This is a genomic window from Bacillus sp. WC2503 (assembly GCF_052682895.1).
On record NZ_JBQYMD010000001.1, the window covers coordinates 5,217,544 to 5,238,647 of the forward strand.

The window sequence follows — 21,104 nt, forward strand, 5'->3', positions numbered from 1 at the left end:
GGCAGGACCTCTAGCATGTGCTAGAGGTTCTTCTGTGAATCATAATATTTCGAATAATATACATTTTTATACATTGTTTTAATTATTTAATTTTTATAGAATGAAGTAAGTATGCAATAATCCTTTAAATTTAGAATGATGAGTAAAAAGAAATAGAGAGTCTCGTCAATTTATTTATATCTTATAATTTTTATAAATAGATTAATTGTAATTTATTGCATGTAAAACGGTATGGAGGGGTAGAAATATGTTTCAAAGGAAGTTAAGGAGTAGTAGTTTAAAAACAAAGTTACTTGTGTCATTTATTATCATTTTAATTCTTCCAAGTATTGTAATTGGTTGGACGTCTTATCAGCAGGCGAAAACAAATTTTAATGAAACGATTTTAAACTCGGCGAAAGATAATATAAAAATTTTGGATAATGTAATTAATAAGGAATTGGATAGTAAAAAAGTAGATGCAACTTATTTTACGAAATTATTTACACAATCAAGTTACCAAGCGGATCAAATACAAAATATCCAAAATAAACTAGAAGAATATAATAAGTTACATCCGGAAATGGAAGCTATCTATACTGGGTCTAGCAACGGGCAATTTATTCAATCACCGGCAATTCAAATGCCGGAAGGATATAATCCTACAGAAAGAGATTGGTATAAAGAGGCAGTGAAAAAAAGCGGAGAAGTAATTGTAACTGCTCCATATAAGTCAAAAACGACAGGGAATACTGTTATCACACTGGCAAAACAAAATGAGGATAAAAGTGGCGTTCTTGGGATTGACTTAATTATCAATAATATTGTAACTACTTCCAAGATGGTTAATATCGGTAAGGAAGGTTATGTAGCGATATTTGATCAAGATAAAAATGTAGTCGCACACCCGACACTGAAGCCGGGTGTGAAGTTAGAAGAGAAACTTAGTAAGGAATTTTATAAACAGGAAGCTGGTGATTTTCATTATTCATTAGATGGTGAAGATCGTAACATTACTTTTAAAACGAATAAGAAAACTGGATGGAAAATAGCGGGGATAATGCCTTCAAAAGAAATTATTCAAGCGGCTGAACCTATTTTCTATAAAACGATAACTGTTATTGGGATTTCATTAATGATTGGTGGGGTTTTAATTTACTTCATAATTGCTTCTATTATTAAACCGTTAAAACAACTTGTTCTATCATCTAGGAAAATTAGTGAAGGTGATTTAACAGAATCTATTACAGTTCATTCTAAAGATGAAATCGGGCAGTTAGGAGAAAGTTTTAATGAGATGGCATCATCATTACATAATGTCATTTCCAATATAAATATTTCAGCAAGTCATGTAGCAGCATCTTCAGAAGAATTAACAGCTAGCATGAAGCAGACAAGTGAAGCGACAGAACAAATTACACAAGCTATAGAGCAAGTGTCGAGTGGGGCTGAAATACAAACGAGAGAAGTTGAAGAAGGAGCGACGTTATTAGAAGAAGTTACAGAAGGAGTTCAGCGTGTTGCTGATAGTTCTTCATTAGTATCAACAGCTTCTATGTATACGAAGAAAAAAGCTGAAGATGGTGGGAAGTTAGTTGAGCAAACTGTGAATCAAATGCAATTAATTCATGAGTCAGTTTCAAATTCAGATAAAGTCATTGCTTTATTAGATGATAAGTCGAAACAAATCGGAGCAATTCTGGAAGTGATTCAACATATTGCAGAGCAGACAAATTTATTAGCATTAAATGCTGCAATTGAGGCTGCAAGAGCTGGGGAGCAAGGAAGAGGATTTGCAATTGTAGCGGATGAAGTGCGAAAATTAGCTGAACAATCAGGACAGTCTTCTACGGAAATTGGAAAACTAGTGAAAGAGATTCAATTTGATATAAAAGAAACGGTAAGCTCTATGAATCAAGTTGGAACAGAAGTACAATCAGGTCTTGTAGTTGCAAATGAAACGAAGCAAAGCTTTGCTGAAATATTGAAATCTACAAATGATACAGTTGTGCAAATTGATAGTATGGTAGAAGTAGCGAAACAAATGACGGTAGATGCCAAACAAGTAAGTGCATCTATTAATGAAATTGCAGCTACGATTGAAGAAAATGCAGCAAGTGTTCAAAATATTGCTGGCTCTTCTGAAGAGCAATTAGCTTCAGTAGATGAAATTAATGGAGCAGCAGTTCACTTATCACAAATGGCAGAAGAATTGCAAGAGATGATTGGCAAGTTTAAAGTGTAATAAAAAATATTAAGAAACGAGGTAGTAATTTTACTTCGTTTCTTTTTTTATGGAGATAAAAATAAAGAAATGTGTAGTAACCGTGTTATGATTAAGTTTAACAATTGAAAAAACTGTATTTTCTTTAAATTCTATCTTTATCCATGTTAGGGGAATGGTTTTGAAATTTAAAAAATTAAAACTACAACCGAGAATTACATTAACTATTAGTACACTTATTCTTGTTGTGCTTTTGTTAACAAGTTATTTGTTTTACTACATATTATCTGAAACAGTAGAAGAGCAAATTGGTAAAAGAGCTTTGCATGTTGCGAAAACAGTTGCAGCTATACCGGAAATCGCGGAAGCTTTTCAAAAAGAAAATCCAGCTTCTATTATTCAACCGATTGCAGAAAAAATTCGAATTGATACAGATGCTGATTTTATTGTGGTTGGAAATAAAGAAGGGATTCGTTATGCACACCCCAAGAAAGACAAAATAGGAGAAGTAATGGTTGGTGGAGATAATAAAGGAGTGCTATTAGAAGGGAAATCTTACGTTTCGAAAGCAACGGGATCATTAGGACCTTCCTTACGCGGAAAAGTTCCAATCCGTAATCAGGATAATAAAATTATTGGTGTAGTATCTGTTGGATTTTCAATGGATGATATTCATGGAGCGGTAGAAGTGTATGGAAAGCGTGTATTTTGGATTACAATAATCGGTTTGTTAATGGGAATAATCGGTTCCATATATTTAGCTGCAAGTATAAAAAGAATGATGTTTGGGATGGAACCAGAAGAAATTTCATCTTTATATGAAGAGCATAGTACAGTGATTCAATCTGTACGAGAAGGGATTATCGTAATTGATAAAAAGGGCATGATTAGTTTAGTCAATCAAGCAGCCTACGATATTCTTTCACTAGACAACCGAAAAAATATCATTGGATCATTTATTTTAAATATAATTCCTAATTCATCCATACTAGATGTACTTCAAACTGGTGAAGAACAGTTTGATCGTCAATTAAATATAAAAGGGCAGGCTGTTATTGCTAATCGTCTACCTATTAAAGTAAATAATAAAGTAACCGGCGTCGTATCGAGCTTACGTTTGAAATCTGAAATGGACCAGTTAACAGCAGAATTATCTCAGACGAAGCAATATACAGAGGCGTTACGAGCACAAACCCATGAATACAACAATTTATTGTATACGCTTTCAGGTCTTATCCAATTAGAGTCATATGAAGATGCTCTAGAGCTCATTCATAAGGAGACGGCGGTATATCAAGATTTTGTTCAATTTATTATGAAGCGAATTCAAAATCCATGGCTAGGTGGAATTTTAATTGGATTTTATAATAGGGCAAGAGAGTTGAAGATTGATTTTGTACTAGATCGAGAAAGTAGTTTAGAAACATTAAGTCCGCATATTGAGAGTAATTATGTCGTTTCGATTTTAGGGAATTTAATTACGAATGCATTTGAAGCAATTGAAAAAAATCAAGAGCATGATAAGAAAGTTAGAATGTTTGTAACAGATATCGGAGAAGAAATATTAATTGAAGTGGAAGATTCGGGGCAAGGGATTCATGATGAAATAATTACTAGCATATTTTATAAAGGCTTTTCAACGAAAGAAGGAGAGAAGCGAGGATATGGATTAGCAAAAGTGAAAGAGTTAGTAGAAGATTTAAATGGAAGCATTGCAATTGAAAAAGGGGATTTAGGTGGTGCGTTGTTCATTATTGCATTACCGAAAGAGAGAGGCGAGTTGTAATGGGTGAGGAGATTGAAGTATTAATTGTAGAAGATGATATTCGGATTGCGGACATTCATCGGCGTTTTACTGAAAAAATTGAAGGATTTAAAGTAATTGGAACAGCAACGACTGGGGAACAAGCGAAGGAATGGCTAGAGCTTGTGAAGCCACAACTCGTTTTATTAGACGTGTACTTACCTGATATACAAGGAACAGAACTTGTCACATATATTAGGCATAATTTGCATGATACAGATATTATTATGATTACAGCTGCATCGGAAACTGATGTAGTAAGGCATGCTTTACGTGGTGGAGTAACTGATTATATCGTAAAACCACTTATGTTTGACCGTTTTAAAGCGAGTTTAGAAAGTTATCAAAAAAAGATTAGGCAGTTAAAGAAAAGCAATCAATTATCTACAGAACAAATTGAACACTTATGGTCTCAAAGAGGTGTGAAGGGAAATACAGTTGAATATGCTCCAAAAGGAATAGATCCTTTAACTTTAGCGAAAATAAAAAAGCATATGTTAACAGTTAATGAAGAAGGAATTACCGCAGAAGTGTTAAGCTCGATGGTTGGAGTAAGTCGATCAACAGCGAGACGCTATTTAGAGTATTTAATATCTGGGAAGAAAGTACATGCAGAGCTTATATATGGAAGTGTAGGGAGACCAGAGAGAAGGTATTTTCTCGTTTCTTCATAACAAAAACAGTAGAGGGTTTATTTCTTCTACTGTTTTTTGCGTCTTATATTGGAATAATCCCAATTACAATTCCAGTAATCAACATCACCATTGTCGTTCCAACGGCCCACAATAAAGTGAAGCGTTGATGTTCACCAAAATCAACTTTAGCCATTCCGACCAATAAATAAGTGGAAGCGACAAGAGGACTTAATAAGTGAACGGGTTGACCGAGTAAGGAAGCGCGTCCCATTTCAGCTGCACTAATTCCATAAGTAGCAGCAGCCTTCGTTAAAATAGGTAATACCCCGAAGTAAAATGCATCATTGGACATGAAAAATGTGAACGGCATACTAAGAAGAGCTGTAATAATTGGCAACTGTGGTCCAAGTGCATCTGGTATAAGAGTTACTACACTTTGAGCCATTGCATCTACCATTTTTGTTCCAGATAAAATACCAGTGAAAATTCCAGCAGCAAATACGAGTGAAACAACAGCTAATACGTTTCCTGCATGAGAGGCAATACGTTCTTTTTGTTGTTCTAAGTTTGGATAGTTAATCATAACAGCAATAGCGAAAGCAACTGTAAAGAGAACAGGTAACGGCATAACTTCTAGTATGAGACAGACAAGTAATGTAGCGGTCAATAAAAAGTTAATCCATAGAAGTTTAGGGCGTTTATGCACGGCAGCTTCTACTGTGGCAGCTTGCTCATCCATTGTTTGCATTTGTTTTAAATATTGCACATCCATAATGCCTAAACGTTTTCTTTCTTTTTTTCCAAGATAGTAGGCAACGAAAACTACCCAAATTGCACCAGCAATCATTCCTGGTATAAGTGGTGTAAAGAGCTCTGATGCATCTAGTCCAAGTGCACTCATAACTCGAGCAGTTGGTCCACCCCAAGGTGTAAGATTTGTCACACCTGCCCCTAACATAACAACCCCAGCTAATATAAGTGGATTCATTCCGAGACGTTTATATAATGGGTACATTGCGGAAACAGTAATCATATACGTTGTTGTTCCATCCCCATCTAATGAAACAATAATAGTAAGAATGGCTGTACCAACAACAATTTTTAAAGGATCCCCTTTTACAAATTTTAATATTTTACTAATGACAGGATCGAATAAACCGCTATCGATCATAATTCCAAAATATAAAATGGCAAACATAAGCATAATACCGGTAGGTGCTAATTTTTGAATGCCCTCTAACATCATAGGACCCATGTCTGCATAAAATCCGCCAATTAATGCGAAAGTAATTGGAATTAATATTAATGCTACTAATGCTGACATACGTTTCGTCATGATTAAAAACATAAAGACAAATACCATTGCAAATCCAAGTAGAGCTAACATCCGATCTCCCCCTTAAAAAAATGATTGCGCTTTCAAAACAAAGTAAAAATTCAGAACAATGTTTTTTGTTTATCATAAAAGCATCTATCCAAATGGTAAATAATTTGAAAAATAACACCATTAGAAGCATAATTTTTATTTTGGTCATATTGTTCACGAAGGTAATTTTGAATTTTTAAAAATATAATTTACTTCTAACAAGAGTGATAGAATAAGGTGAAAATAGTGAAGTGCGAAGTAGGGAGTAGATTTTGAATGGAAACGAGAATAGAAGAAGTTTATAGTTCTTATGAGGGGAAGATAGAAGAGATTTTTGTTAATGAATCTTCTTATGTATATGAGTGGGAAAAATTAATGATGGTCCGAAAAAATAATGGTGAGCTTGAAAAAGTCGCGGTCGGTATCAGTGGAAATATAAGATTAGTAAATGTAGAAGTTGGGCAGAAAATTAATACAGATACATTATTAGTTAAGTTAGAAGATGATTTATTAATTACAGGCTGTGAATGATGAAAGATGTGTAGAAATAGCTACACATCTTTTTTGTTTTCTATATTACAAAAAGCACATTGTTTTTTCACAAATCCCACACAAGTTTTTGATATTCTCCTTGTGGAGTATACGGTTTTTAGGGAGGAATAGTGATGAGAATAAAGTATGTTGTGCTTGCTATATGTTTATGTTTCTTATTTACGATAGTGGGGTGTGGGAAAAAGGGAACAACAGCTGTGGCAATTGATGAGAAACATGATAAGTGTGATATTTGCCAAATTGGGGTAACGGATAATCAATTTGCAACAGAAATCATTTTAGAAAATGGAAAAGCGTTAAAGTTTGATGATATTGGTTGTATGTATAAATGGATGGAGATTAATCCAGGCGAAAAGACGAAAGAAAAATTTGTTCGAGATTATGATTCGAAAGATTGGGTTTCGTTAGAAGACGCTACTTACGTATATGATAAAACAATAACGACACCAATGGCTTATAATGTCATTTCATTTAAAAATAAAAAAGATGCAGAGAGCTTTGTATCTAACTATAAGGGTAAGGTTCTTTCGTATAAAGAGCTAGCAGAGCATAAATGGGAAATGAATAAAGAAATGATGGGGAAACCGAAAACAGGGAATCACGGTGGGCATCATTAATACTAGAAAAAGACAACTATATAGTTGTCTTTTTCTAGCATTACTCAGGTGCAAATATAGAAAAGGTGTAAAATTTTTAGAAGAACGGTTACAATGGAGTATAGTGACCTAAAGCAATCATTTATCCCGCATTAACGGGCAGTAAGATCCCCACCTCAAAATTTAGTGAAAGCAAAGAAGTTAGGTGGAGATCAACTGCCCGTAAAAGCCCGATTGGTTCAACTAATAATTAGTGGTAGATGAACAAAACCCCCACTAATTAAAGTTTCACTTTATGTACTTTTTAGAAATGTATACAAATGCGGTTAAAACGTGCTAAACTAATTGCTTCATAATGTTAATGATGAGGCCATCAGGCGTATCATTCCAATAGGTTGAGAAACATAGGATAAGCTTAAGATAATCCGATTAAAGAAGGAATATAAAGGGCTTATGGATAAATGTACTCAAGAAGAGTTATTGTATGTGATGGAGGAATGGTTAAGAAAACATTATCTTTCATAGGAGCTGTAGTTGTGAGAAAACAAAAAATTTTATTATGTATGTTATTAGGACTTTTAATGACGGTAGTGGCTTGCGATAAGCAAGAGGAACCAGAATCGAAACCGGTTCATGTGAAAAACGAAAAGAAAAAAGAAAAGCATAAAGAACAAGAAGAAGTTAAAGAAGAAAAAAGTATAAATTTACTGGACAAACAGTTGTTACTTTCAGCGACTCTTGGAGACACAGAGACAGCTATGAAGTTGATTCAGGATGGAGCGAATATAAACGTAGAAGGTGACAACCGAGAAACCCCTATCCTTGCAGCAACGTACCAAAATCATGTAGAGACAGTTAAAGCATTAATTGGTGCAGGTGCAAATATTGAAGTCAAAGATGAGAAACAAAGCAATCCATTCCTTTATGCAAGTAGAGAAGGGTATACGGATATTGTAAAAGTATTAATTAATGCAGGAGTTAATACGAAAGAAACGACTAAGTCAGGTGGCACAGCACTCATTTCTGCATCTGAGCGTGGTCATGTAGAGGTTGTTAAAGAATTATTAGAGCATACAGATATTGATGTGAATTATAAAAATGAACGTGGTGGTACAGCTTTAATAGAAGCAATTGTATTGGGAAATGGTAGTGAAAGCCATAAGAAAGTAATTCAAATGCTTATTGACCACGGGGCAGATGTAAATATGGCCAATAAGGAAAATATTACGCCGCTGCAATATGCTGAAAAAAGAGGTTTTAAAGATATTGCGAATGTGTTGAGAATAGCTGGTGCGAATGAAGTAGTGCAGCCGCAACCACAACCGGTGGAATAATAAGAAAAAGACATAAAGAGTACGAAATAATCCCATTTAGATAGACAGAATGAAGAAGTCATTTTAGTATGATTGATTCAGTAATGTGTATTTAAATGGGATTTTTGTTTTGAACATCAGAAAATAGAGTATGAATGGATGGTATATGGAGGCTACACAGGGTAATGAAGGAGGGCATAAATGCGATTTTCAGAACTTGAGTTAATAGTAATTCAGGCAGAGGTTTTATTTGTTCATAATCAAGTGGGAAGAATAAAGAGTGTAAATGAACAGGGAAATCCGAAAGCACCACGTTTTTTTCTTAGCAAAACTCGTGAAGGGAATATAACGAGATATCATTGTAATTTGGATGGTGAAATAATAAGTAAGATTGAGAAATTAATTCGAGAACGTTCAAATCACATAGAGATAGCAAAGATCATGAAAGTATTAAATGAAGAGAGAACGGTAGAGAATATTTGGATGGGTCCTGCTTACATGTTTCCAAATAATTCAAATGAGCCGACTAGGGTGATACAAATAACAGAGAAGAATAAAGAGCTCATGCGAGAAAATTTTCCTAATCTAATAGAACAGATGGAATGGAGGCAACCTTATTTTGCAATTGTTGAAAATGAACAAGTCGTTTCTATATGCTGCAGTGCAAGAAGTACGCCTATAGCTACTGAGGCAAGTGTGGAAACTGTAGAGGGCTTCCAGGGAAAGGGATATGGTGCTGATGTCGTTAAAGCTTGGGAAATGTCAATAACAGAAGAAAAACGTATTCCGCTTTATAGTACCTCTTGGGATAATTGTGCTTCACAAGCAGTGGCGAGAAAACTAAAACTTATTAACTATGGAATGAATTTACATATTGATTGAAATGTAAATATTGTTGTGTTCTGTTAGAGTTTATTCGTATATCTGGATTATTGTAAAAAACAATATGGTGAATATTAACATTCGATTAACACCTAATTAACAATTTATCAAAACTGACTTAATAAATGCGTAATATAGTAAAGGTAACAAAATAACTAGGGTAGAGAACATTTGAGAACACCCGCTTACATATAACGTGCCACTTTCTTAGGTGTGCTCTATTCCCTAGAGTTCAAATAAGGAGAAGGGTGTTCTATGTAAGTAGGTGTTTTTAGTTTGGATAAAAATAGAAAAGCTAGGTGGAATAAATGTTTAAAGAACCTCATATCGCGATGATAAAGGATTGGAAAGGGTATAAAGCGTACAAAAAATTACCGAAAACAGTTTTTCTTATGACTGGTTCAATGCTGGAGTTACCAGAGCGTGTATACGAATTACAGAAACATGGACATGATGTATTTCTTCATTGTGATTTTATACAAGGCTTAAATACGAACACAGAGGAAGCCCTTTTGTATATTCAAGATGTTATCGGAGCACAAGGTATTATTTCAACAAAAGGTTCGACAATTCGAAATGCCAATAAAATTGGATTAAAAACGATTCAACGAATTTTTATTGTCGATACTTTATCTCTTACAAAATCAATTGAAAATTGTAAAACGACTAAACCAAATGCGGTAGAGATTATGCCTGGAATTATGCCTTCTATTATAAAACAGCTAGCAGAGAAAATAGAGTTTCCTATTATTGCAGGTGGATTGATTCAAACGCGGGAAGATGCGGAAATTGCCATTCGTGCGGGAGCAAGTGCGATTTCAACGAGTCATTATGAAGTATGGATACAAGAAGAAAAAAGGAGTGCAACCTTGTGATCGAATTGAAAGATGTTTCAAAGATATATATAAATGCGGAAGAGACAGCGGTTAAAGATGTATCGGTTCATATTAAGAAGGGAGAATTTTTCGTTTTAGTTGGACCTTCGGGATGTGGAAAAAGTACATTACTACGAATGATCGCTGGCTTAGAAGAAATCTCTTCGGGAGATTTAATGATTAATGAACGTGTTGCAAATAATTTAGAGCCGAAAGACCGTAATTTATCAATGGTATTTCAAAATTATGCATTATATCCACACCTAACTGTAGAAGAAAATATTTTATTTGGACTTAAGGTAAGGAAGGTACAAAAAGAAGAGCGACAAAAACGATTAATAGAAGCTATTGAAATGGTAGGGCTGAAAGAGTATGTGAAAATGAAACCGGGCCAATTATCAGGCGGACAAAGACAGCGTGTTGCGCTTGCCAGGGCGATCGTGAGTCAAGCACCGATTTGTTTAATGGATGAACCACTTTCGAATTTAGATGCGAAATTACGTGCGCAAATGAGGATTGAAATTAGAGAAATTCAGCAACGACTCGGAATTACGATGATTTACGTTACTCACGATCAAATAGAAGCGATGACTATGGGAGATCGTATCATGGTCTTGAATAAAGGAAGTATACAACAAGTTGGAACACCTCTTGATATATACAACGAACCAGCAAATGAATTTGTTGCAAGTTTTATAGGTTCTCCTTCTATGAATATAAATGATGGAGAAGTGGATAAAGAAAAAGGCGTATTACATATAGGGCAATTGCAAATTCCATTATCTATTGGACAGTTAAAGCAATTACCAGCAGGGACAATTCGAATAGGTATGCGTCCTGAGCATATTGCATTGTCTGAGGCAGGACAAGAAGTTACGCTGCAATCTGTAGAAGTATTAGGGAATGAGTCTATATTAAACTTTGCGGTAAATGGAACAACTTGGAGTGCGAAAGTCATCGGACAGTTAATCCTGAACAAAGGTGACAAAGTAAAATTATTATTCTCGCAAGAAAAACTATGTTTCTTTCACCAAAATAAGAATGAACGATTAAAAGTGGTGGCTGAAGAAGAGTTGAAAGTGGTGGCGAAATAATGATTGAAGTAGGGAAGCTACCAGTTCAAACAGCAGTGTCAAAAAAGAAGAGTTTATGGGGCAGAACGAAAGATTTAAGAATAGGATTATTGTTTTTGGCTCCATCTATTTTGTTATTTTCAATTTTTCTTTTCTATCCATTGTTTAGGACGATTTACTATAGCTTTTATTTAACAGATATACACGGAGAAGCCAATCTTTTCGTTGGCTTAGAAAATTATCAATATTTATTTTCTGATCCTGCTTTCTACAAAAGTATAAAGTCAACTTTATTATTTGTTTTATATACAGTGCCTACTAGTATTGTATTCGCCTTATTTCTTGCATTAATTGCAAATGAAAAAGTAAGAGGTATTGGATTGTTCCGTGTTCTCTTTTCTTCAACGATGGGAATATCAGTAGCTGCTAGCGCAGTGATTTGGCTATTTTTATTTCATCCAAGTGTAGGGTTATTTAATAATATATTAGCCGCTATGAATCTTCCGGCAATCGCATGGTTAACGAGTCCGGACTGGGCACTGTTTTCTGTATCGGTTACAACGGTTTGGGTGAATACAGGATTTGCATTTTTAGTTATATTAGGTGGTTTGCAAAATATTGATACGTCTTTATATGAGAGTGCATCTATAGATGGTGCTAGTTATTTATATAAGCTTCGCCGCGTTACATTACCGATGCTATCACCAACTTTATTCTTTATCGTGACAGTAACGTTAATTAGTGCATTCCAAAGTTTTGGACAAATTGATATTTTAACGCACGGTGGACCGAATGATGAAACGAATTTAATTGTGTATTCGATTTATAAAGAGGCATTTGTGAATCATCAATTTGGAACAGCAAGTGCACAAGCGATGGTATTATTTGTTTTCATTTTTATTGCTACATTACTTCAATTTAAGTTTGCTGAGAGAAAGGTGCATTATAAATGATCGTTAAACAGTGGAAACAAAATTTCCTATTATACATGCTGCTCATTATTAGTGCAGTAATGGTGTTTTTTCCTGTACTCTATGCGTTTTTAATAAGCTTTATGACACCAGATGATATTCAAATGAGAAGGTTATTTCCGACCCAATTTACTTTCGATAATTTTATGAATATCTTTCGAAAAGTACCGCTTTTTACATACTTGTACAACAGTTTAATTGTATCGACGATTGTTATGATTGGACAACTTATCGTATCCAGTTTAGCAGCTTATGCTTTTGTTTTTCTTCAGTTTAAAGGGAGAAACGTAATTTTCTTCTTGTTTATTTCAACGATGCTTATTCCGTGGGAAGCAACGATGGTACCGAACTTTTTAACGATTCAAAACTTTGGTTGGATCAATAGCTTTGCTGGGATGACAGTGCCATTTTTTGCAACAGCTTTCGGTATTTTCTTATTACGCCAACATTTTATGACGCTTCCGAATGAATTGAAAGAAGCTGCTTTTATTGAAGGGATTGGAAATGTAAGGTTTTTATTCAGCGTTGTAATTCCGTATTGTAAAACGAGTTTTATTACGCTTGGAGTATATAGCTTTTTAACAACATGGAATATGTACTTGTGGCCGCTCTTAGTGACCACTGATGAAAAAGTCAGAACAGTTCAAATTGGTGTGAAGCAACTTCAATCTCAAGAAGTTGCAACTGATTGGGGAAGCGTAATGGCCGGTGTTACGGTTATCGTCATTCCAACGTTGATTTTACTATTTTTAGGGCAAAAGCAATTACAACAAGGATTAACAAAAGGTGCAATTAAATAAGCATACATAGGAAAAGGTGGGATTGAGATGAGTTTATTGAAAAAAAGTGCTGCTCTTTTAATGGCAGCCACAATGGCATTAACTGGGGCTGCTTGTTCAAATAGTAAAACAGAGGGGAAACCTGAAGCGCAGGCAAAAGTAGCACCAGTTGAAAAAAATGGTGATAAAACTGTAATTCGTTTTTGGCATGCGATGGGTGGAAAAACACAAGGTGTACTAGATGGGCTTGTTGCAGACTATAATAAATCGCAGAATAAGTACGAGATAAAGGCAGAGTTTCAAGGAACATACGAAGAGTCTTTAACGAAGTTTAAAACGATGTCTGCTACGAAAGAAGCTCCAGCTCTTGTTCAATCGAGTGAAATTACAACGAAATATATGATTGATAGCAAAAAGATTACGCCTATCGATAGTTGGATTAAAAAAGATAAGTACGATACATCAAAATTAGAAAAAGCAATTACAAATTATTATTCAGTTGATGGAAAAATGTATTCTATGCCATTTAATTCATCTACGCCAGTATTAATTTATAATAAAGATGCTTTTGCAAAGGCTGGGTTAGATCCAGAGAAAGCTCCACAAACATATGCTGAATTAAAAGAAGCCGCGAAAAAGTTAACGTTTAAAGAAGGCGGAAATGTAAAACAATATGGATTTTCTATGCTCAATTATGGTTGGTTCTTTGAAGAATTGTTAGCGACACAAGGGGCTTTATATGTAGATAATGAAAATGGCCGTAAAGATGCTGCAAAGAAAGCGGTATTTAACGGTAAAGAAGGACAGAAAGTATTTGGAATGTTAGATGAATTGAATAAAGCTGGTGCACTAGGAAAGTATGGAGCAAGTTGGGATGATATTCGTGCCGCGTTCCAATCTGGACAAGTTGCTATGTATTTAGATTCTTCAGCAGGTGTTCGTGATTTAATTGATGCATCTAAGTTTAATGTAGGTGTTTCGTATATTCCGTATCCAGAAGATTCAAAGCGAAATGGTGTTGTTATTGGCGGTGCATCATTATGGATGACGAATATGGTTTCAGAAGAAACGCAGCAAGGTGCATGGGACTTTATGAAATATTTAACGAAGCCAGACGTACAAGCAAAATGGCATACTGCAACAGGATATTTCTCAATTAATCCAGATGCATATAATGAATCGTTAGTAAAAGAGCAATATGAAAAATATCCACAGTTAAAAGTAACAGTAGAACAATTACAAGCGACGAAGCAATCTCCAGCAACTCAAGGTGCATTAATTAGTGTATTCCCAGAATCACGAGATGCAGTTGTAAAAGCATTAGAAGCAATGTATGACGGAAAGAATAGTAAAGAAGCGTTGGATGAAGCTGCAAAAGCAACAGATAGAGCGATTAGCATTTCAGCTCGTACGAGCCAAAAATAAAAGAAAGCCGTATCCTAAAGGGATACGGCTTTCTTTATAGGGAGATAAGGGATCAAAGAAATGATGAACTCTTATCTCTTTTATATGAGTAAAGGGTCTAGAATGAATATTGTCCTTTTCATTATTTATTTAACTCCATTGCAACTTGCTTACCATTTACGAAAACCTCTACCACCGCTACTACAACTTCCATCACTTTTTTCATATCTCATCTCTCCTTGTTTTTTGTTTCATTTCTTACTTTTAGTATAAGGAAATATAGTAATTACAACTATCGAATTGAATGACAAGAGACTTACAGTGTTGTAAGGAAATTAGCTGCATTTGTAATAATAATACTTTCTAGTAGTTGAGTTCAGAAAATTCCTTTAAATAAAGTTATAATTAGAAATAACTTTATTTAGAAAGAAGGAGAAAAATGAATAGGATACTTGTCATTAGTGATATTCATGGAGAGATTGATAAATTTAAAAAGTTACTTGAGGAAATACAATACAACGCAAAACAAGATCAATTAATTCTATTAGGGGATTATGTGGATCGTGGTCCGAATGCACGTGCTGTACTTGAAAAGGTGAAAGAGCTAAAAGAAGAAGGAGCATTCGTTTTAAAGGGAAATCATGAAGATATGATGATTAAAGCGCTAACGACAGATGAGGAACGCTCATGGAACCATTGGGTAAAAAGAAATGGTGGAGATAAAACGTTATATAGCTATGGATTTGTAGAAGAAGATATTGCAGTTAATGAAGGGGACTTCCAAAAGCCAATTTTACAATCTCACGTATTAGAGGAACATGTAAAATTTATTCAAGAATTAGATCATTACATTGAAACAGAAGAGTATATATTTGTACATGCTGGTGTTGAGCCAATGAAACGAGTTTCTGAATCTGAACCATATACGTTAATGTGGATCCGTAATGAATTTCATAGTGGATATAGTGGCGAAAAGGTTGTTGTATTTGGCCATACGGAAACAAAAACGCTTCATGGTAGTGAGAATTGCGGAGTATATTTTGGTAGTAATCGTATTATTGGAATTGATGGCGGGGCTGTGTATGGCGGTCAATTAAATTGTTTGGAGTTGCCGAGTAAAAAGGTGTACGTAGTAAAAAATTGAAAGAGATAAGGGGAATCTTATTTCTTTCAATTTTTTATTAAGCAAAATTTAAGAAAGAGTTTTTATAATAAAGGCTCAAAATTTTATATCTAGCAAAAACTTAGAAGGAAATAGTTGAAAATGAAATTACATAATAGGATTACATTCTTTCGTTATGAAGAGCAGAAATGTAATAATAAATAGAATTGAACTATAGTATGGAAGGTGAGAATATGCGCTTACTTGTAGTAGAAGATAATGCTTCGTTATTAGAGTCTATCGTACAAATTTTGCGTGATGAATTTGAAGTAGATACAGCGTTAAATGGAGAAGATGGATTGTTTTTGGCAATGCAAAACATTTATGATGCAATTTTACTTGATGTGATGATGCCAGGAATGGACGGGTTTGAAGTAATTCAAAAAATACGTGATGAAAGAATTGAAACGCCAGTCCTGTTTTTAACAGCGAGAGATTCTTTAGAAGATCGAGTGAAAGGATTGGATTTTGGCGGAGACGACTATATCGTAAAGCCGTTTCAAGCACCAGAACTAAAGGCGAGAATTCGTGCTTTATTACGCAGAAGTGGTAGTTTAACAACAAAGCAGACAATTCGATATAAAGGAATTGAATTGTTTGGAAAAGATAAAGATGTTCAAGTAGAGGGACAAGATATTAAGCTGACATTAAAACAATATGAGCTTTTAGAGTATCTCATTCAAAATAGCGGAAAGATTTTAATGCGTGAACAAATTTTCGATCGTGTTTGGGGATTTGATTCAGATACGACAGTAGCAATTGTAGAAGTGTATGTGCATCATTTACGTAAAAAATTAGAGCCATTCGGTTATCAGAAAGATATTCAAACTGTTCGTGGTATTGGATATATATTAAAAGAGAAATGAAAAAAGGAAGTATGTTTCAAAAAACACGCATTCGTCTGACTATAGTGAACTCATTAGTATTTATCCTATTAATAGGAGTATTAGGTAGTATTGTTTATTCGTACACATATAAGCGTATTTATAATGAAGTGGATCAATCTATAAAAATGATGGCTCAGTATGGAGAAAAACTAGATGTTAAAATACCACCAAGAAAACGCATGGAGAAAATCCAAATTGGAGATCCGCGGGTAACTAGAATAACTTGGAATGGGAAAATAGTGAAAATAGAGGGCGATAATCGTAAATTCCGTTCTATTTTTGAAGAGAATTTGGAAAAGTTTTCTCCAAAAAAGTTAGAGGATTTGCAAGATATTGAAGTGCAAGGACGATATTTTAGAGCATTTTCGCTTCAAAAAGATGGAGAAATAGTTCAAATCGTGCGAGATATAACAGCGGAAGAAGGAATGTTAAATACTTTATTTTTAATTCTCGTGATAGGTTGTAGTATAGGAAGTCTCTGTGCAATAGGTATCGGCTTTTTCCTAGCTGGCAGAGCACTCATACCGATTCAAAATTCATGGGAGAAACAGCAGCAGTTCGTTTCCGATGCATCGCATGAATTAAGAACGCCACTTGCAGTTATTCAATCAAAGACGGATGTGTTATTTCAGTCCCCCTCCGCTACGATAGAAGAAAAAGCGATGGACATTTCTACAATATCTAAAGAATGCAGGCGGTTATCGAAACTAGTTAGCAACTTATTGTTGTTAGCACGTTCGGATTCAAATCAAATTGAGATGGATAAAAAAACATTTGAAATGGGTAAATTGTTAGAAGAAATAGTAGATCCATATAAAGAAATTGCTTCTTATCAAGAAAAAGAGATGATATTAAAAGTAGAACGTAACATGTCTTTTATGGGTGATAGAGAACGGATTCATCAAATGATGGTCATATTGTTAGATAATGCGATGAAATATACGAATGAAGGCGGTCATATTCGAATTGATTGCACGCAAACGAGCAGCTCGATTTGTATACAGGTGAAAGATGATGGGATAGGCGTGAAAGTAGAGGATATCCCAAAATTATTTGATCGTTTTTATCAAGGGGATAAAGCAAGGAGTACATCAGAGGGAGCTGGATTAGGTCTTTCAATCGCCAAGTGGATTGTAGAAAAGCATTACGGAAAAATATTAGTAGAGAGCAAATGGGGAGAGGGTACTTGTTTTGAAGTAGTTCTCCCTAAAAATCAAAAAATATAAGTAAGAAGACGATCTTGTTTTTACAAGGTCGTCTTTTTTTAAGGGAAAGTTAAGAAACTATTTATATTATGTATTGCATAAAGAAAAATTGTTACATGAAGAAGAGATTATAGAGGTGTATGTGAGTAAATTTTCTCGATCATAATGTTATCTCAGGCAGTGATGAGATGTATGTATAGTATTTAAAAAATGATCCCGCTATTTTGTGGACAGTAAAACTCGGCTGGAGTCGGGCTGTCCGGAAATACTCGATTGGTGAAGGCTAATATTCAGTGGAAGATGAAGCTTCCCATTGAGTATAGTTTCACTTTATGGGAATGATGGGAAAGAAAGTATAAGAGGGAGGAATTAATTTTGAAAAAGAAAATGATGATGGTATTCACTATTGGAGTAATGAGTTTAAGTATATTAGGCGGTGCCTCTCCTTCTGAAACATCGAAAGGAAAGACAGACTATGCGCAGCGCAGTAAAGAGCAATTAAACAATGGAAAGATACATGTAATAAATACAGAAGAAAAAGCAGAGAAATTAGGTATTGAAACGGAAGGAAAAGAACAAATTACGCTAGAAAAAGAAATTCATGAAACAGAAGTAGGCAGAGAAGCAGAACAGTTAGGAATTTCGATTGAAGGAAAAGATGTTGGAATTCTTTCAGAAGAAATCTATGAAACAAAAGTGAAGCAAGAAGCGTTAAACTTAGGGATATCTGTAGAGAACAAATCGATTGTGGATTTAATAAGCCAAATCAATGCAATCAAAATTAATAAGGAAGCAGAGAAATTAGGCGTTTCGACTGAAGGAAAAGAAATAGAAGAGGTTGCGGAAGAAATTTATGGAACGAAAGTAAGAGAAGAAGCAGGAAAGTTAGATATTTCTCAAAAAGGAAAAGAGATAGAAGAGTTAGCGCAAGAAGTGTACGAACAAAAAGTACAGGCAGAAGCAAAAAAATATCATATTGATTTGTATGGTAAAGATATATATCAAGTATTAAGAGAAATTAATGAACAAAAAGTGCTACAATTGGCAGATGAGCTTAATATGGACAAAATGAATATGAACATTCAAGAATTAGCAGAAAAAATAAAAAGAGATCAGCCTGAAAAAGGAAAAGAACTAAATTTTGTACCGATGGTTCGAACGGATGCTGACGCGTTTTATTCTTATTTAACGAATTAAAAAGGGCGTGAGAGTGATACGAAAATTGAAGTGGTATATATGCATAGCTTTACTTGGCGTAGCAGTATGGAGTGTATATACAAATGGAATCACAAAGTATATGGAGAAATTAACATCCTTCATACAAAGCGGAAAAAGAACGGAGTTTAGTAATAATGATGAAAAGATCCTCTTATCAAATGTGCCTTTAATTCAGCAGTTACCAGAGCTGGATAGAGGGTGTGAAGTGACAAGTTTAGCAATGATGTTACAATACGCAGGCGTTTCAGTAGATAAGATGAAATTAGCAAATGAAATAAAAAAAGTTGATTTTATGGTTGATGGTGTACGCGGAAATCCGAATGAAGGGTTTGTAGGAAATATTTATACCTTTTCTGAATCCGGTTATGGTGTATATCATGGGCCACTTTTTCAGTTAGCGAAAAAATATTTATCTAATAAAGCTGTGGATTTAACAGGAAAGAGTATAGAGGAAATATATAAGAGTGTAAAAGCAGGGCAACCGGTAGTCATGATTACAAATGCAACATATGCTCCTTTAGATGAAGATGAATTTACTACATGGAAAACAAATAGTGGGGATGTTTCTATTACATATAATGAACATTGTGTTGTACTTATTGGGTACGATAAGGAATCTGTATATATTCGAGACCCGCTTGATGATAGCTTAGATGTGAAAGTACCAAGAGAAAACTTTGAACAGGCATGGGTGCAAATGGGGAGTCAGGCAATTAGTTATGTAAAGAGCTCTAAATAAATTAGGATGGAGAGTTTTAACAATATAGCTATAAGGTGAAGGATAGAGGTTTAAGGAATTATAAGAAAAGTTTTGTAGGGTGTTTTGTTTAGAATAGAAGCTGTTAAGAAATAAGAGAACTTTAGCATATATAATGCTAAAGTTCTCTTATTTTTATGATTAAAATGCTTAGAAGTAGTGAATATGTAAAAATGCATAATCGACGAAAAAAATACAATTTATCATTATATATTGTTTTATGTATGTTGATTGTATAAAATTACACAAGTATTCACATTACATAAAGGAGGCTTATTATGCAAAATATATTTAACTGGGTTAAATGTATGAGTATCAAGAAAAAATTAATCATTTCATTTTTTATTATTTTAACTATACCAGGACTTATTATCGGTGGTGTTTCATATCAAACTGCCAAAACAAATTTTGAACATCAAATGACAGATAAAGCAAAGGAGAATATTTCAGTTTTAAATACTGTTATTTCTCAAAATATAGAAGAGAAATTTGTTGATGCGACGTACTTTGCAGACATCTTAACAGAGGATACATATCCAAATGGACAAGAAGAAATAGTAAGAACGAAGTTAGCACAATATATAAAGCTTCATCCAGAAGTAGAAGGTATTTATATTGGAGCGCAGACGGGGAAGTTTATAAGAGAACCATTTATTCAAATGTCTGATGGCTATAATCCAACAGATAGATCATGGTATAAAGAAGCGCAGGAAAATAAAGGAAAGGTAATTGTTACTGCACCGTATCAATCGGCATCTACAAAAAATATGGTAGTAACAATTGCTAAAGAAGTAAAAGATGGTAAAGGTGTTATAGGTATTAACTTGAATTTGGATAACATCCTAAAGATTTCAAAAATGATTAATATTGGTGAAAAAGGCTATGCAGTTATTTTAGATCAAAATAAGCAAATTGTTAGTCATCCGTCTAGAAAGCCTGGTTCAAAGGTTACTGATCCTTGGATTAAACCAATTTATGAAGACAAACAAGGAAATGTATCTTATACAGAACAAGATGATAAAAAGAATTTAATCTTTGCAACAAATGAGAAAACAGGATGGAAAATAGTTGGAGTTATGTTTGACGAAGAAATTATGCAAGCTGCCAGTCCAGTGTTTTATAAGACTTTGATTGTCATAGCTATCGCTATTGCATTTGGTAGTGTATTAATTTATTTCATTACAAATTCTATTACAAGGCCATTACGAAAAATAGCTGAATCGGCACATAAAATTAGTAAGGGAGATTTAACCGAGAAAATTACAATCCACTCCAAGGATGATATAGGGAAACTAGGGAATTCATTTAATGAAATGTCTACGTCTTTACAAGATGTGATTACCCAAATTAGCTTTTCGGCAGAGCATGTTGCAGCATCGGCAGAAGAGTTAACAGCGAGCGTACAGCAAGCGAATGATGCGA

The 21,104-nt window shown here is 34.3% G+C and carries 18 protein-coding genes and 2 pseudogenes; 19 read left to right on the forward strand and 1 reads right to left on the reverse strand.

Features of this window, described 5'->3' with window-relative positions:
• Positions 1 to 247 precede the first annotated feature (247 nt).
• From ACUN26_RS26870 to ACUN26_RS26885, 4 genes and pseudogenes are all read left to right on the forward strand, one after another.
• Positions 248 to 1,282 (forward strand): annotated as a pseudogene (locus tag ACUN26_RS26870) (HAMP domain-containing protein); the annotation flags it as partial.
• 81 nt (positions 1,283 to 1,363) lie between these two features.
• On the forward strand, positions 1,364 to 2,224 hold the full coding sequence (locus ACUN26_RS26875; protein ID WP_370512681.1) for a methyl-accepting chemotaxis protein: 861 nt from the start codon (positions 1,364 to 1,366) through the stop codon (positions 2,222 to 2,224).
• Positions 2,225 to 2,384: 160 nt separating this feature from the next.
• Complete coding sequence (locus ACUN26_RS26880; RefSeq protein WP_000669467.1) at positions 2,385 to 3,989, forward strand: ATP-binding protein; 1,605 nt, start codon at positions 2,385 to 2,387, stop codon at positions 3,987 to 3,989.
• The gene (locus ACUN26_RS26885; RefSeq protein WP_000503458.1) at positions 3,989 to 4,681 is read left to right on the forward strand and encodes a response regulator; all 693 of its coding nucleotides are present in this window, start codon (positions 3,989 to 3,991) and stop codon (positions 4,679 to 4,681) included. Before ACUN26_RS26880 ends, ACUN26_RS26885 begins: the two co-directional genes overlap by 1 nt.
• A gap of 43 nt (positions 4,682 to 4,724) precedes the next feature.
• Here the strand turns inward: ACUN26_RS26885 and ACUN26_RS26890 are convergent, their stop codons facing one another.
• Complete coding sequence (locus ACUN26_RS26890; RefSeq protein WP_000880435.1) at positions 4,725 to 6,029, reverse strand: CitMHS family transporter; 1,305 nt, start codon at positions 6,027 to 6,029, stop codon at positions 4,725 to 4,727.
• 255 nt (positions 6,030 to 6,284) lie between these two features.
• On the opposite strand from ACUN26_RS26890, the gene ACUN26_RS26895 reads away from it, so the two are divergent.
• From ACUN26_RS26895 to ACUN26_RS26965, 15 genes and pseudogenes are all read left to right on the forward strand, one after another.
• Positions 6,285 to 6,539 (forward strand): hypothetical protein, encoded by a 255-nt coding sequence (locus ACUN26_RS26895; RefSeq protein ID WP_000450026.1) that lies wholly within the window; start codon positions 6,285 to 6,287, stop codon positions 6,537 to 6,539.
• A gap of 134 nt (positions 6,540 to 6,673) precedes the next feature.
• Positions 6,674 to 7,177: a nitrous oxide reductase accessory protein NosL gene (locus ACUN26_RS26900; RefSeq protein ID WP_001220934.1), complete on the forward strand. Its 504-nt coding sequence runs from the start codon at positions 6,674 to 6,676 to the stop codon at positions 7,175 to 7,177.
• A gap of 440 nt (positions 7,178 to 7,617) precedes the next feature.
• Positions 7,618 to 8,490 carry an ankyrin repeat domain-containing protein gene (locus ACUN26_RS26905; protein WP_000287349.1) on the forward strand — a complete coding sequence of 291 codons (873 nt, stop codon included), beginning with the start codon at positions 7,618 to 7,620 and terminating at the stop codon, positions 8,488 to 8,490.
• Positions 8,491 to 8,670: 180 nt separating this feature from the next.
• The gene (locus tag ACUN26_RS26910; protein ID WP_001212343.1) at positions 8,671 to 9,351 is read left to right on the forward strand and encodes a GNAT family N-acetyltransferase; all 681 of its coding nucleotides are present in this window, start codon (positions 8,671 to 8,673) and stop codon (positions 9,349 to 9,351) included.
• A 308-nt stretch (positions 9,352 to 9,659) separates the two neighbouring features.
• Positions 9,660 to 10,226, forward strand: coding sequence for a glycerol-3-phosphate responsive antiterminator (locus ACUN26_RS26915; protein WP_000471996.1), 567 nt, complete (start codon positions 9,660 to 9,662; stop codon positions 10,224 to 10,226).
• Complete coding sequence (locus tag ACUN26_RS26920; protein ID WP_000571195.1) at positions 10,223 to 11,320, forward strand: ABC transporter ATP-binding protein; 1,098 nt, start codon at positions 10,223 to 10,225, stop codon at positions 11,318 to 11,320. Before ACUN26_RS26915 ends, ACUN26_RS26920 begins: the two co-directional genes overlap by 4 nt.
• On the forward strand, positions 11,320 to 12,252 hold the full coding sequence (locus tag ACUN26_RS26925) for a carbohydrate ABC transporter permease (RefSeq protein WP_000573573.1): 933 nt from the start codon (positions 11,320 to 11,322) through the stop codon (positions 12,250 to 12,252). The genes ACUN26_RS26920 and ACUN26_RS26925 overlap by 1 nt, the downstream gene beginning before the upstream one ends.
• Positions 12,249 to 13,070, forward strand: coding sequence for a carbohydrate ABC transporter permease (locus tag ACUN26_RS26930; protein ID WP_000635953.1), 822 nt, complete (start codon positions 12,249 to 12,251; stop codon positions 13,068 to 13,070). The genes ACUN26_RS26925 and ACUN26_RS26930 overlap by 4 nt, the downstream gene beginning before the upstream one ends.
• Positions 13,071 to 13,097: 27 nt before the next feature.
• Entirely contained in the window at positions 13,098 to 14,474 is a 1,377-nt protein-coding gene (locus tag ACUN26_RS26935) for an ABC transporter substrate-binding protein (RefSeq protein WP_000054808.1), read from the forward strand.
• A 418-nt stretch (positions 14,475 to 14,892) separates the two neighbouring features.
• Positions 14,893 to 15,597, forward strand: a complete 705-nt coding sequence (locus ACUN26_RS26940) for a metallophosphoesterase family protein (RefSeq protein ID WP_001079919.1) — start codon at positions 14,893 to 14,895, stop codon at positions 15,595 to 15,597.
• 212 nt (positions 15,598 to 15,809) lie between these two features.
• Positions 15,810 to 16,481 carry a response regulator transcription factor gene (locus ACUN26_RS26945; protein WP_001238627.1) on the forward strand — a complete coding sequence of 224 codons (672 nt, stop codon included), beginning with the start codon at positions 15,810 to 15,812 and terminating at the stop codon, positions 16,479 to 16,481.
• An 11-nt stretch (positions 16,482 to 16,492) separates the two neighbouring features.
• Complete coding sequence (locus tag ACUN26_RS26950) at positions 16,493 to 17,728, forward strand: sensor histidine kinase (RefSeq protein WP_033657392.1); 1,236 nt, start codon at positions 16,493 to 16,495, stop codon at positions 17,726 to 17,728.
• A gap of 354 nt (positions 17,729 to 18,082) precedes the next feature.
• Positions 18,083 to 18,904 carry a hypothetical protein gene (locus ACUN26_RS26955; protein WP_000728558.1) on the forward strand — a complete coding sequence of 274 codons (822 nt, stop codon included), beginning with the start codon at positions 18,083 to 18,085 and terminating at the stop codon, positions 18,902 to 18,904.
• A 13-nt stretch (positions 18,905 to 18,917) separates the two neighbouring features.
• On the forward strand, positions 18,918 to 19,664 hold the full coding sequence (locus ACUN26_RS26960) for a C39 family peptidase (RefSeq protein WP_000619781.1): 747 nt from the start codon (positions 18,918 to 18,920) through the stop codon (positions 19,662 to 19,664).
• A gap of 437 nt (positions 19,665 to 20,101) precedes the next feature.
• Positions 20,102 to 21,004, forward strand: a pseudogene (locus ACUN26_RS26965) (HAMP domain-containing protein); the annotation flags it as partial.
• Positions 21,005 to 21,104: the final 100 nt, after the last annotated feature.

Excerpts from the sequence above, each read along its gene's own strand:
- ACUN26_RS26930 (WP_000635953.1), top strand. The coding sequence starts at position 12,249 with ATGATCGTTAAACAGTGGAAACAAAATTTCCTATTATACATGCTGCTC.
- ACUN26_RS26950 (WP_033657392.1), top strand. The coding sequence starts at position 16,493 with ATGTTTCAAAAAACACGCATTCGTCTGACTATAGTGAACTCATTAGTA.
- ACUN26_RS26875 (WP_370512681.1), top strand. The coding sequence starts at position 1,364 with ATGAAGCAGACAAGTGAAGCGACAGAACAAATTACACAAGCTATAGAG.
- ACUN26_RS26885 (WP_000503458.1), top strand. The coding sequence starts at position 3,989 with ATGGGTGAGGAGATTGAAGTATTAATTGTAGAAGATGATATTCGGATT.
- ACUN26_RS26910 (WP_001212343.1), top strand. The coding sequence starts at position 8,671 with ATGCGATTTTCAGAACTTGAGTTAATAGTAATTCAGGCAGAGGTTTTA.
- ACUN26_RS26945 (WP_001238627.1), top strand. The coding sequence starts at position 15,810 with ATGCGCTTACTTGTAGTAGAAGATAATGCTTCGTTATTAGAGTCTATC.
- ACUN26_RS26935 (WP_000054808.1), top strand. The coding sequence starts at position 13,098 with ATGAGTTTATTGAAAAAAAGTGCTGCTCTTTTAATGGCAGCCACAATG.
- ACUN26_RS26895 (WP_000450026.1), top strand. The coding sequence starts at position 6,285 with ATGGAAACGAGAATAGAAGAAGTTTATAGTTCTTATGAGGGGAAGATA.
- ACUN26_RS26925 (WP_000573573.1), top strand. The coding sequence starts at position 11,320 with ATGATTGAAGTAGGGAAGCTACCAGTTCAAACAGCAGTGTCAAAAAAG.
- ACUN26_RS26905 (WP_000287349.1), top strand. The coding sequence starts at position 7,618 with ATGTACTCAAGAAGAGTTATTGTATGTGATGGAGGAATGGTTAAGAAA.
- ACUN26_RS26890 (WP_000880435.1), bottom strand. The coding sequence starts at position 6,029 with ATGTTAGCTCTACTTGGATTTGCAATGGTATTTGTCTTTATGTTTTTA.
- ACUN26_RS26940 (WP_001079919.1), top strand. The coding sequence starts at position 14,893 with ATGAATAGGATACTTGTCATTAGTGATATTCATGGAGAGATTGATAAA.
- ACUN26_RS26900 (WP_001220934.1), top strand. The coding sequence starts at position 6,674 with ATGAGAATAAAGTATGTTGTGCTTGCTATATGTTTATGTTTCTTATTT.
- ACUN26_RS26915 (WP_000471996.1), top strand. The coding sequence starts at position 9,660 with ATGTTTAAAGAACCTCATATCGCGATGATAAAGGATTGGAAAGGGTAT.